Source organism: uncultured Collinsella sp., assembly GCF_959026545.1.
Classification (GTDB): Bacteria; Actinomycetota; Coriobacteriia; order Coriobacteriales; family Coriobacteriaceae; genus Collinsella.
Genome location: NZ_CAUFLV010000012.1, coordinates 14823 through 27272, shown reverse-complemented (window position 1 = coordinate 27272; position 12450 = coordinate 14823). Strand labels below are relative to the sequence as shown.

Below are 12450 nucleotides of genomic sequence, written 5' to 3'. Positions count from 1 at the left end.
GAAAGGATGCGTGTAGCGCGAGCCTTAGCGAACCTGAGCCACGTAGGCGAGGTTGGTCGAGGAGACCTTGCCCTCGAGCTCGACGGAGAGACGGGCATCGCCGGCGGTCGCGACGGTGAGATCGCCCTTCTCGACGAAGCCGAGCTCCTTGGCCGTCTCGACAGCCTTCACGATGGTGCCGTTGACGGTGCCCTGGGTGATTTCGGCCTGGCGCGGGATGACGCCCCAGTACATGATCATCTGCTGAACGGCCCACTCGTGGCGGGAGAACGCGCAGATGGGCATGTTCGGACGGAAGTGGGAGATCAGGCGAGCGGTGCGGCCGGTGGTGGTGGGCACGGTGATGCACTTGGCACCCACGGCAGTCGCCATCTGGACGGCGGACATGCCCACGACGTTGTTGACGACACGGGTGCCGGACGCGTTCTCGGGCATGGCGAGCTCGGCGTGAGCAGGCATGTACTTCTCGGTCTCGATGGCGATGCGTGCCTGCATGGCAACGGCCTCGACCGGGTACTGGCCGGCTGCGGTCTCGCCGGAGAGCATCACGGCGTCGGTACCATCGAGGATGGCGTTGGCGACGTCGGTAACCTCGGCGCGCGTCGGGCGCGGGTTGTGCTGCATGGAGTCGAGCATCTGCGTGGCGGTGATAACGGGCTTGTAAGCCGCGTTGCACTTGGCGATGATCTCCTTCTGGATGTGGGGAACGAGCTCGGGCGCGATCTCGATACCCAGGTCGCCACGAGCGACCATGATGCCGTCGGAAGCCTCGAGGATTTCGTCGAACTTCTCGACGCCCAGGGCGCACTCGATCTTGGGGAAGATCGTAACGTGCTCGCCGCCGTTGGCAAGGCAGAGCTCGCGGATCTCCTCGACGGCCTTGCCGTTACGGATGAACGACGCGGCGATGTAGTCGATGTTCTGGGTGAGGCCGAACAGGATGTCCTGGCGATCGCGCTCGGTGACGGCGGGCAGGGAGATGTCGACGTTGGGGATGTTGACGCCCTTGCGCTCGCCGATCAGGCCGTTGTTCATGACGATGCAGTGCATGTCCTGGCCGTCGATGCGCTCGACCTCAAGGCCGACCAGGCCGTCGTCGATCAGGATGATGGAGCCCTTCTCAGCCTCGGAAGGAAGCTTGAGGTAGTCGAGGGAAATGTGGGAGGCGTTGCCAAGCCAATCCTCGGTCGTGGGCTGCGCGGTGACGATGATCTTGTCGCCGGCGTGGACCTCGACCTTGGCGTGATCCTCGAGCAGGCCGGTGCGGACCTCGGGGCCCTTGGTGTCGAGCAGGATGCCGACGGGCTTGCCAACCTCGGCGGCGCAACGGCGGACGCGCTCGATGCGGCCCTGGTGCTCCTCGTAGGAGCCGTGGGAGAAGTTGAAGCGGGCGACGTTCATGCCCGCCTTGATCATCTCGCGAATGGTCTCGTCGTTGTCACAGGCAGGGCCCATGGTGCAAACGATCTTGGTGCGTTTAAGTTTCTGCTGCATTCAGACCTCCATCTGATGTCATTAACAGGCGTCGTTGGTAAGCAGATACATGGGCACATTATAGGAAAATTCAAGCCGTCCATCGTTGCAAAACGACCGCATGCCGATTCAATCTACACAGCTCTTGATTTATAAACGCCCCGTAGTAAGAGGATATGGACATTGCCCCCTATCGCGGGGCTCTCCGGTATATCAGGGACCGGCTTGGGTACCATATTGCCCTATGACAAGCCCTTGCCCAGGTTCCGGGAATTATAATCGGGTGTCAGACTGTTGGATTGGGGCGCAGCGCGCCTGTGTCCCGCTTGGCATACTCCGGGAGGGGTCAGATTGAAAGAGTACTTGGCTTCGGCTGAGGAGGTTCTCGAGGAGCAGTCCACGAGTGCCGCTCAGGGCCTGACTGCCGCCGAGGCGCAGACGCGCCTGGCGAACGTTGGTCCGAACAAACTGGACGAGGAAGAGAAGACGCCGCTGTGGAAGCGCTTCTTTGAGCAGATGGCCGACCCCATGGTCATCATGCTTATCGTCGCCGCCGTTATTTCCGCCGTCACCGGCATGATCCAGGGCGAGGCCGAATGGGCCGACGTCATCATCATCATGACGGTCGTCATCATCAACTCTGCCCTCGGCGTGATCCAGGAGGCGAAGTCCGAGGAGGCCCTCGAGGCCCTGCAGGAGATGAGCGCCGCGCAGTCGAAGGTCATGCGTGATGGTAAGCTCGTGTCGCTGCACTCCTCCGAGCTCGTTCCCGGTGACGTGGTGCTGCTCGAGGCGGGCGACTCCGTCCCGGCCGACTGCCGCGTGCTCGAGAGCGCATCCATGAAGATCGAGGAGGCCGCCCTCACCGGCGAGTCCGTCCCCGTGGAGAAGCACGCGAACGTGATCGAGCTCGCCGAGGGCACCGAGGACGTGCCGCTGGGCGACCGCAAGAACATGTGCTACATGGGCTCCACCGTCGTGTACGGCCGCGGCCGCGCCGTCGTGGTGGGTACCGGCATGAACACCGAGATGGGCAAGATCGCCGGCGCCCTGAACGACGCCAAGGAAGAGCTCACCCCGCTCCAGATGAAGCTCGCCGAGCTGTCGAAGATCCTGACCGTAATGGTCATCGTCATCTGCCTGGTCATCTTTGGCGTTGACATCCTACGCGCCGGTCTGGGCAACGTCATGGCCGAGCCGCACATGCTGCTCGACACCTTCATGGTCGCCGTGTCGCTCGCCGTCGCCGCCATCCCCGAGGGCCTGGTGGCCGTCGTCACCATCGTTTTGTCCATTGGCGTGACCAAGATGGCCAAGCGCCAGGCGATCATCCGCAACCTCTCTGCCGTCGAGACCCTCGGCTGCACCCAGGTGATTTGTTCTGACAAGACGGGCACCCTCACCCAAAACAAGATGACCGTCGTCAAGCACGAGCTCGCTTCCACCGAGGAGAAGCTTCTCGCCGGCATGGCGCTGTGTTGCGACGCCAAGTGGGACGAGGAGGCCGGCGAGGCCGTCGGCGAGCCCACCGAGTGCGCTCTCGTGAACGATGCCGCTAAGGCGGGCATGCAGGGCCTCGACGCCGAGCATCCGCGCGTGGGTGAGGCTCCGTTCGACTCCGGTCGTAAGATGATGTCCGTTGTGGTGAAGACCCTCGACGGCGAGTTCGAGCAGTTCACCAAGGGCGCTCCCGACGTCGTCCTCGGCCTGTGCACCCATATCTTCGACAATGGCGAGGTCGTCGAGCTCACCGAGGATCGCCGTGCTGAGCTCATCGCCGCCAACAAGGCCATGGCCGACCAGGCCCTGCGCGTGCTGGCGCTCGCCTGCCGCCGCTACACCGCCATGCCGGCCGACTGCTCGGCCGAGGCCCTCGAGCACGACCTTGTGTTCTGCGGCCTCTCCGGCATGATCGACCCCGAGCGCCCCGAGGTTGCCCCGGCAATCGTCGAGGCTCACGGCGCCGGCATCCGCACCGTCATGATCACCGGTGACCACATCGACACCGCTGTGGCCATCGCCAAGAACCTCGGCATCGTTGAGAACCGCGACCAGGCCATCACCGGCGCCGAGCTCGACAAGATGTCCGACGAGGAACTCGATGCCAAGATCGAGAACTACAGCGTGTACGCTCGCGTCCAGCCCGAGCACAAGACGCGCATCGTCGAGGCGTGGAAGTCCAAGGACAAGATCGTCGCCATGACCGGCGACGGCGTTAACGACGCTCCGTCCATCAAGCACGCCAACATCGGCATCGGCATGGGCATCACCGGCACCGACGTCACCAAGAACGTCGCCGACATGGTGCTGGCCGACGACAACTTCGCCACGATCATCAACGCGTGCGAAGAGGGTCGTCGCATCTACGACAACATCCGCAAGGTCATCCAGTTCCTGCTTTCGGCCAACCTGGCCGAGGTGTTCTCGGTGTTCGCCGCCACGCTCATGGGCTTCACGCTGTTCCAGCCCATCCAGCTGCTGTGGGTCAACCTCGTGACCGACTGCTTCCCCGCGCTCGCGCTGGGCATGGAGGAGGCCGAGGGCGACATCATGAAGCGCAAGCCCCGCAATGCCTCCGACGGCGTGTTCGCCAACAACATGGGCCTCGACACCGTGGTTCAGGGCCTCATCATCACCGCGCTCGTGCTCACCAGCTTCTTCTGCGGCGTGTACTACGACCTCGGCGTGATCGACCTCGGCGCGCTCGCGACCTCCATGGCCGACGAGGAAGGCGTCATGATGGCGTTCATCACCCTCAACATGGTCGAGATCTTCCACTGCTTCAACATGCGCAGCCGCCGCACCTCCATCTTCAAGATGAAGACGCAGAACAAGTGGCTGTGGGGCGCCGCCGCGCTCGCGCTCGTGCTGACGCTCGTCGTGGTCGAGTTCGACCCGCTGGCCCAGATCTTCTTCGGCGTTGAGCATCTCGAGCTCAAGGGCATGTTCACCGCCCTTGGCCTTGGCTTCCTGATCATCCCGCTGGTGGAGATCTACAAGGCCATCATGCGTGCCATCGAGAAGGATCAGGCGTAAGGGAAAGGACCGAGGCGTAAGCGTGGCTGACGTTTTGGAACATATTCCGAGCTTTGGGGACCTGCGTGCATCTAGCGCGCAGGTCTCTGCGTTTGAGCAGACGCGCTCGGAGCTCGATGCGGCGGGGGACGTGCCCGTCGCGGAGATCGAGCTGGGTGCCGTGGTACGCTTGGATCGTGGCTTTCCCATGATTGCGACGGCCGCAGGCGAGTTACTGCGCGCCGAACACGCTGTTGATTTTGCCAAAGGCAAGCGCGGCAAGCGTGGTAAGCACGGCAGGGGTGCGGGTAGGACCGCGGGGGCGGATGAGACCGCCGAGCGCGTGCTGCCCAGCGTGGGCGATTTCGTGGCGGTCCGTGTTTCGCCAAATCACGACATGGGCGTGATCTTGCGCGTCCTGCCCCGACGCACGGCGTTTGAGCGCTGGCGTGGCAAGAACCGTGGCGAACGCCAGGTGCTGGCGGCGAACGTCGACGTGATCTTTATCGTGCAGCCCCTGGGAGCTGAGCGCGACACCTTGTCGCTCATGCGCGACCGCATCGCCCGCTCCCTCGTGCTCGCGCGCGATTGCGGTGCCGAGCCGGTGGTAGTCCTCACAAAAATCGACCGCTGTGAGGCGGGCGAGGTGCAAGCGGTTGTTGAGGATATCAAGCGGCTGGTTGGCGAGGGCGTGCCCGTGATCGCGACCTCCTCGCGTACGGGGGAGGGGCTCGATGAGGTCCGATCTTGCATTCCCCGCGGCTCGGTCGGCATGATTTTGGGCGAGTCCGGTGCGGGCAAGTCGACGCTGCTCAACACGTTGCTCGGCACCGAGGCGCTCGAGACGAGCGAGGTGCGTGAACGTGATGATGCTGGGCGGCATACCACCGTCGCGCGCATCATGGTCACGTTGCCTGAGCCCTGCGGTGTCATAGCCGATTGCCCGGGATTGCGCTCACTGCCGCTCGTGGGACATGAACGAGGGCTCGCACGAGCATTTCCCGAGTTCATCGATGCTGCACATACCTGTCGATTCAATGACTGCTCCCATGTGCACGAGCCGGGATGCGGTGTGCTGCAGGGCGTGGAAGATGGGGAGATCGAGCGCGTGCGCGTGGACGCGTTTTTGGCGCTCGCTTCCGAGATGCGCGTGAGTGCGCAGAGCTTGGACCCCGATATCCACCTCTAACTAGGGATTTCCTCACGCGTGAGCGAAAGACAACGACATAGCTCGATCGCAGGGTCGCTCGGTATGGGCGGCCCTGTTCTCTATGCGCGTCGACCGTGGGCCTTCGTGCGCTCGGACACAGGTTTGGCCTGGGTCTGGCACAGGCCTGTCATCGGGTGTCAGCTGGTGGTATGAGCCCTCAACAGGTCGCTGCGGAGTTTCTCAATTAGTCGCCTTCGCGAGTTCCGCGGGGTTCGAGAATCGAGTCACGGGACGCATGCGACTGGGGGGATCGGTACATGAATCGAAGCAGAAGGCTCGCAATCAGCGTTTTTGCCGGATTGGCGGCCGCGCTCGTGTGCTTTATGGCGGTAACCGGCGCGCACCGCGATGCGGAGCGTGCGGAGCAGGAGATGCTGGCGCAATACGGTGGCGAGTTGACGAGCGTTTGCGTGGCCAGCCGGGAGATCGAGCCTGGCGAGAAGATCGACGAGGGCAACGTCGTGGTGACGGAATGGGTTTCCGCCTTATTGCCCGAAGGCGCGATAACCGGTCTTTCGAGCGTGCTGGGTCGAACGGCGACGGCGCAGATCCCCGCGCATGCGCCCCTTGCGGAGGCATATTTCGAGCAGCGTGAGGGCGCGGTGGACATTCCGCGCGGGATGGTCGCGGTCTCGGTCGCGAGCGATCCGGAGCATGCGGTTGGAGGCATGCTCACGCGGGGTCAGACGGTTGACGTCTATACCTTGGGCGACGCGCTTGCAGACAAGTTGACGAGCGCGCGGGTGATCGACTCAAGCAACCTGGCTTTAGGCGGTGGAGATGTGCAATGGGTGACGCTCGCGGTGCGTCCCTCGGCGGTGCGCGAGTTACTGGCGGCGACGTCGAGTGGCATGGTCACCTTAGTCGTGCCGGGGGTGCAGTCGGAGCAGCCGGAAGAAGGGGAGCCCGATGGCGAGGACGAGCCGGAGGCGGATACATCTGCGGACGATTCGCCATTAAGGAAAGAAGGCGAGTGACGGATGGAATCGATTTGGCTGGCGTATTGCGCAGAGGGCGTATACGGACGTGTTCGCGCGGAAGTGCGCAAGCGTGATGCACGTGCGCGGATCGCCCGCGTGAATTCGGTGGAGGGCGCCGTGCAACTGGGGAGGGCGTGTGCCGCGGCAGATGTCCATGTGGTGTTTGGCTGCGATTCCCAGGCGGTCGCGACGACGGTGGCGGGGATGGCGTTCGTACGGCAATCGCTTGATGGGGTCGAGGTACTCGTGATCGCCGACGGCTGCGATGCGCCGTCCATCGCGCATTTGCTGCGTACCGGTGCAACTGAGGTCATCGCGACGGGGGCGAGTGAGGACGCGCAGGTGCGCTCCGAAGACTCAACCACGTTAGAAGCATGCATGGAACCCGACGAATTCCCGCAGCGGACGGGCGAGATAGCCCTCGTTCGCGATGACATGGTTCCTCTTGAGGAGCTGTGGCCGCCGCTTGATGAGCCGGATGACGCGGAATGGCCTGAGGACGTGTCGATCATGTCGCCGCCCGTGGCCGAGCTGCGTGACGGTGCGCCGGCAGGCGGAGAGGAGGCGGCGAGCGATTTGCGCGAGGTTGCGGCACGTGCGGGCACGCGTTCGGTTGCGCACGCGGCGACGGGGACGCACCGTGCGCCGCTCGTCACGGTTGTTTCTGGCAGGGGAGGCGTTGGAAAGACGACCCTTGTGGCAGCTCTGGCCGCTTCTTCCGCTCGCGCCGGGTTGCGTGCCGCGGTTCTTGATCTCGACTTGATGTTCGGCGACCTGCCCGCCGTGTTGGGGGCGGAAACTCGCAAGGGACTCGAGGGCCTTGTTGCCCATGAGTGCGATGATTTCATCGCGGAGTGCGACGTCGAGGCGACGGCGATGCGCGTGGGTCCCGGTTTGACGCTGTGGGGCCCACTGACAGAAGGCGAGAAGGCAGAGTTGTTTGGCACCCCAATCGAGCAGCTTATCGAGGTGCTTCGGGGCGCGGCGGATGTGATTTACGCCGACACCTCGAACAACTGGGGAGATGCGGCGGCAGTTGCAATTGGCGCATGCGACCGTTGTTTGATTGTGGGCGGCAGCGGAGAGACCTCGGGGTCATCGGCGGCGGCAGTCGTCTCGCTCGCGGCGCGGTTGGGCGTCCCAGCGACACGGATGACCAGCGTGTTCAATCGGCTAGGTGGTCGTGGGTGCGGAGAGGAGGAGGCGCTGCGATTCGAGATGGGCACCTCGCTACGTTCGCGCGTTCGGATAGCGGATGGCGGCGAAGACGTGAGAGGCATGCTCTCATTCGGCAAGCTCGACGCCTTGGTTGCGGGAAACAGCGCGTTTGCCGAGAGCGTGCGGACCTTTGCGGCGCAGCTACTTGGGGAGCTGGGCTGTTCGGTCGATAAGCGCCTCATGGCCGCGTCGCCACAGGGAGAGACGCGCGGGACGAAGTTCCGGTTGCCGTGGCGCAAAAGGAGCGGTGGTGCACGATGAGCTTGATGCATCGGATAGCCCGTGTCCAAGCCGGCGGTGGGAGCGCCCGCGCGGAGGGGCCGCAACGCGGACGCGCATCGTGTGTGACGGATTCGCCAGACTCCGTCCCGCGGGCCATGAGGGTGCATATCATGCGCCTGATGATGGATCGCGTTGGGTTTGCCGAGGTTGCCCGTATCGTCAAGGTGCCCGACGTCGAACAGGCGCGCGTCGAGTTGCGGCCGGCCCTCGAGGCGGTCATCAATGCGGATACGACAATCGACCTGGGCGTGCGAGAGCGTGAGCGCGTTATCTCCGATGTGCTTGATGACGTGGTGGGGCTCGGCCCCTTGCAGTCGTTGCTGGAAGACGATGAGGTGACCGAGATCATGGTCAACGGCTGCACGTCGACCTTCATCGAGCGCGGCGGCGTGCTGAGTCCAATAGGCAGACCATTTGAATCGGACGAGCAGATACGCATCCTCATCGACCGGATCATATCGCCGCTGGGCCGTCGCGTCGATGAGCGGAGCCCCATGGTGAACGCGCGCTTGCCGAACGGCTATCGCGTGAACGCGGTGATCCCGCCGGTCGCCATCGACGGTCCCACGCTCACCATTCGCAAGTTCTCGGATCGGATTAGCTCATTGGAGCACCTGGTGCGCCTGGGGTCTCTTCCCGCATGGTACGCACAGATGCTCTCGTTCGCCGTGCGCCTTCGCGAGGACCTTGCGGTGGTGGGCGGCACGGGATCGGGAAAGACAACCCTGCTCAACGCCCTGTCGTGCGAGATTCCGCATGGCGAGCGGATTGTGACCATAGAAGACTCGGCCGAGCTCAAGTTCACGCACCATCCGCATGTCGTCCGACTCGAGGCACGCGAGGCGTCGATTGAGGGGGAGGGCGCTGTCACGATCCACGATCTGCTGGTGAACGCGTTGCGCATGCGTCCCGACCGCATCGTGGTGGGCGAGGTGCGCAACTGTGAGGCCATCGACATGCTCGAGGCCATGAGTACCGGTCACGATGGCTCGCTCACGACGCTGCATGCGGGCAGCGCCGAGGAGGCGGTGGTCCGCCTGACCCTGCTCGCCCGCTACGGCGTCGATCTCGCGAGTTCCCTCATCGAGGAGCAAATCGCGATGGCGCTCGACGGGATCGTAATGTCGGTGCGCACCCCGTCGGGTAAGCGATACGTCTCGTCGTACACGGGCGTGTCGCGTGCACCGGGAGGCGGGGTCGAACTGACTGAGTACGTGCGAGGGGACGCCGTTGCCCACACGTGGGAACTGATTCGGGAGCCACCGTTCATTGGCGAGGCGCTGCGAACGGGCGCGCTTGAGCAAGAGGAGGTCGATAGATGGAGGTCATCGTGTCAGCGTGCGTCGGAGCGCTCACGGCTATCAGCCTAGCGGCCCTGTCGACACCCGGCTTATCTGGCGAGTTGACGATTGCACGCAGGCGGCTCGCGCTCATTTTGAAGGGCGTGGAACGTGCGCTGCTCCATGCGCGCGAAGAGATTGAGGGGAAGTTTGCCGCGTACGGCGTCCTCACCCCACGCAAGCGGGTGGAGCGTAACCGGGTTGAGCGTGCGATGCCCGAGGCGTTCGGCTCGTTGGCGGTTTCTCTTGGTTCGGGTTTGTCTCTTTCCCAAGCGATGCAGTATGTGGGCAGCCGTGCGGAGGAACCGGTGCGCACCGAGTTCCTACACGCCTCTGCGCTCATGACCTGCGGTGTCTCGTCGGTTGATGCACTTGATGAGTTGGTGGAGCGCCTCGATGCGCCCGCTTTGGATTTGGTGGTGCTCGCCCTCAAGGTTTCCCGCAGGACAGGAGCGGCATTGGGCGGGTTACTCTCAGAAGCCGCCGGGTTGGTTGGGGAGCGCATAGCCCTGATGCGCCAGCTCGAGGTGAAGACGGCGCAAGTGCGCATGTCGGCTCGATTGGTAGCCGGAATGCCCGTCTTTATGGTGGGGTTCCTCTCGTTGGCGTCGAGTGATTTCCGGGCGGGAGTGTTCACACCTTCCGGCCTTGGGTCTCTGGCCGTCGCGTTGTTCCTGAACATGTTCGCTTGGTCGATCATCCGCAAGATCATGCGAGTTGATGTGTGATGGGAGGGGTGTATATCGCCATACCGGTCGTGGCATCTGGTTCGTTGGCGACGATATCTGTCTTTCTCTTTTTGGGATGGGAACGTTACGACCGTCGGCGTACCTGCGCCCGTTGGGCGCAGACGTTGCGCAGGGAGGGCATGCGGCTCGTCGCATCACTTGAAGCGGGGGTGCGCAGGGTTCTGAGGGTGGAAGCCCCCTCGAAGACTTCTGTGACGTTGAGCGAGGTTTCCGAGATGATCGATATCGTTCGGCTGGGTCTGTCCGCGGGTTTGTCGTTCGATGCCGCCTTGGGCATGTACTGCGATGGCAGATCTGGTGGGCTTTCCGCGCGTCTGGCGCAGGCGCGCGTGTCGTGGCAATCGGGTCTGACGACGCGGGAAGAGGAGCTTCAGGCTGTCGCGCATGAGACGGGACTAAGGGCGCTCGAAGTATTCGCAGTCGCCGTTTCGCAGGCACTCGAGCTCGGTGCGCCGCTGTCCGAGACGCTTGAGGGGCAAAGCCGGGAGATCCGCGCCGCCCATCGCGCCGAGGTTGAGCGCCAAATCGAGCGGGCTCCGGTCAAGCTCCTCATACCTACGGGGACGCTCATCTTGCCCGCCTTGTTGTTATCCATTTTGGGCCCGCTGCTTGCTGCCGGCGGGATGATGTAGGGAGGTACCCATGATCGCATTAGTTGAGTATCTGGCCGAGGTCTGTGAAGAAGCGCGCGCTCGCGTTGCGGTTGCCTGTCAACGAGCGGGCAATGCATGCATCGAGGCCGCCCATGAGGAGGATGCGCAGGGGACGACTGAGTACGCGATTTTGGTTGGTGTGCTGGTGGTGATAGCGATCATCGCGATCATCGCGTTTCGAGACAAGGTGAGCGAGCTGTGGAACGCCATCTCGAACGGAATCAACGGCCTGTGAGCGGGCGTGCGCCGCGTGCGCTGGTGTACGGCCTTCCCCTTGTCTGCATCGGCGTCGCGATTGTTGCGGCGCTTATGGGACAGGCGGCGACGCAAGTTGATGGCGATGCCTCCACTCAGGATGAGGCTGAGGCGGGAGGGCAGGCTGGCGTATTGGAGCGTGCGCGAGCGTTATTGGGCGCGAAGACGCGCGAGAGCTCGACCGAGACGTTTTTACGCGATTTGGCTCTCAACTCGCGTGCTCAAGACGCTGGTGCGGCGGCTTCGGATGGCGAGGGGGCAACCGATGCCCTGTGTTGGGTCGAGGAGGGTGATCTTCCCGTTGTTGCCGAGAACGTGCTGCGTGCCTATGCGGATACCGGAGAGGCAAGGCTTGCCGCCAGCGGCTACCTCGATATGCAGGGAAATGTTTGGGGCGCCATCGTGCAGGGAGGGGATGCTTGGTGCGACGTGGTCCTGGTGAATACGGAAGGCGGGCGGGAGAGCACGGTCAGGGTGACTCGACTGCTTCCAGGCGAGGTCTAGCGCGCTCCCGCCGTGCAGGGAGGTGCCATGGAAGGCTGGATAAGGCGATGGTTGGGGCATGGCACCAGCATGGACGGCTGGTGCACGTGCTTGGTGAGCGGGCGGCGCAGGGGACGGTCGAATACGCCCTCACCGTCGTTGCGCTTCTGGCGATGGTGGCGGGAATGGCGGCGTTGTGGCGTGCTGCCGTTGACGGGACGCTTGCGGAGCTCGTGCGCGCCGCGGCATCGCATGCGTTCAGCGCGGGAGGAGCCATCGACATATCCCTGTATTGAGATGTTGGCAGAGGACCGCGCCCAGGCGACCGTCGAGGCGGCCTTGCTGATTCCATCGTTTCTGCTGCTGTTGCTGCTCATGCTCCAGCCCGTCTGCCTGCTCTACACGCGCGCGATCATGGAATCCGCGGCTGCCGAGACGGCTAGGTTGATGACGACGGCCACGCTGGAGGACGACGAGGCATATCGGGCGTTCGCGCTTCGCAGGCTCTCCGCCATACCTGATCTGGCGATCTTTCATGCGGGAGGTTCCCAATCATGGGAGATCGAGTGTGGGCGCGCGGCAGATACGGGTGGAACCGTCCGCGTATCCATCGAGGGGCATGTTCGGCCGCTTCCCATCTTGGGGGCGTTTGCGGGCGCGATGGGCGAGGTGAACGGATACGGCGATGTGCGGATGCGGGTCGATGTCTCGTATGAGGGCAGGCCAGAGTGGCTGGAGGGTGAGTATGCGGAATGGGTTGAGATGTGGGATACATGAGTTGAGGGCTGACCT

At 63.7% G+C, this 12450-nt stretch carries 12 protein-coding genes; 11 read left to right on the top strand and 1 reads right to left on the bottom strand.

Annotated elements, in window-relative coordinates:
• Nucleotides 1-24: 24 nt before the first annotated feature.
• Complete coding sequence (pyk, locus tag Q5Q88_RS06725) at nucleotides 25-1494, bottom strand: pyruvate kinase (RefSeq protein WP_118652962.1); 1470 nt, start codon at nucleotides 1492-1494, stop codon at nucleotides 25-27.
• Nucleotides 1495-1824: 330 nt separating this feature from the next.
• On the opposite strand from pyk, the gene Q5Q88_RS06720 reads away from it, so the two are divergent.
• The 11 genes from Q5Q88_RS06720 to Q5Q88_RS06670 all read left to right on the top strand — a co-directional run bounded on the left by Q5Q88_RS06720 (nucleotide 1825) and on the right by Q5Q88_RS06670 (nucleotide 12435).
• Nucleotides 1825-4509 (top strand): cation-translocating P-type ATPase, encoded by a 2685-nt coding sequence (locus Q5Q88_RS06720; RefSeq protein ID WP_302742460.1) that lies wholly within the window; start codon nucleotides 1825-1827, stop codon nucleotides 4507-4509.
• 22 nt (nucleotides 4510-4531) lie between these two features.
• Entirely contained in the window at nucleotides 4532-5677 is a 1146-nt protein-coding gene (gene rsgA, locus Q5Q88_RS06715; protein ID WP_302742458.1) for a ribosome small subunit-dependent GTPase A, read from the top strand.
• A 278-nt stretch (nucleotides 5678-5955) separates the two neighbouring features.
• Entirely contained in the window at nucleotides 5956-6675 is a 720-nt protein-coding gene (cpaB, locus tag Q5Q88_RS06710) for a Flp pilus assembly protein CpaB (RefSeq protein ID WP_302742455.1), read from the top strand.
• Between the two features lie 3 nt (nucleotides 6676-6678).
• Complete coding sequence (locus tag Q5Q88_RS06705) at nucleotides 6679-8157, top strand: P-loop NTPase (RefSeq protein WP_302742453.1); 1479 nt, start codon at nucleotides 6679-6681, stop codon at nucleotides 8155-8157.
• 116 nt (nucleotides 8158-8273) lie between these two features.
• Nucleotides 8274-9548: a CpaF family protein gene (locus Q5Q88_RS06700; protein WP_294123037.1), complete on the top strand. Its 1275-nt coding sequence runs from the start codon at nucleotides 8274-8276 to the stop codon at nucleotides 9546-9548.
• On the top strand, nucleotides 9497-10246 hold the full coding sequence (locus Q5Q88_RS06695) for a type II secretion system F family protein (protein ID WP_302742451.1): 750 nt from the start codon (nucleotides 9497-9499) through the stop codon (nucleotides 10244-10246). The genes Q5Q88_RS06700 and Q5Q88_RS06695 overlap by 52 nt, the downstream gene beginning before the upstream one ends.
• 236 nt (nucleotides 10247-10482) lie before the next feature.
• Nucleotides 10483-10899 (top strand): type II secretion system F family protein, encoded by a 417-nt coding sequence (locus Q5Q88_RS06690; RefSeq protein WP_294158277.1) that lies wholly within the window; start codon nucleotides 10483-10485, stop codon nucleotides 10897-10899.
• 10 nt (nucleotides 10900-10909) lie between these two features.
• Complete coding sequence (locus Q5Q88_RS06685) at nucleotides 10910-11155, top strand: hypothetical protein (RefSeq protein ID WP_294158275.1); 246 nt, start codon at nucleotides 10910-10912, stop codon at nucleotides 11153-11155.
• Nucleotides 11152-11679, top strand: coding sequence for a hypothetical protein (locus Q5Q88_RS06680; RefSeq protein ID WP_294123044.1), 528 nt, complete (start codon nucleotides 11152-11154; stop codon nucleotides 11677-11679). Before Q5Q88_RS06685 ends, Q5Q88_RS06680 begins: the two co-directional genes overlap by 4 nt.
• A gap of 80 nt (nucleotides 11680-11759) precedes the next feature.
• Complete coding sequence (locus Q5Q88_RS06675; protein ID WP_294158273.1) at nucleotides 11760-11954, top strand: hypothetical protein; 195 nt, start codon at nucleotides 11760-11762, stop codon at nucleotides 11952-11954.
• Nucleotide 11955: 1 nt separating this feature from the next.
• On the top strand, nucleotides 11956-12435 hold the full coding sequence (locus Q5Q88_RS06670; RefSeq protein WP_118652983.1) for a TadE/TadG family type IV pilus assembly protein: 480 nt from the start codon (nucleotides 11956-11958) through the stop codon (nucleotides 12433-12435).
• Nucleotides 12436-12450: the final 15 nt, after the last annotated feature.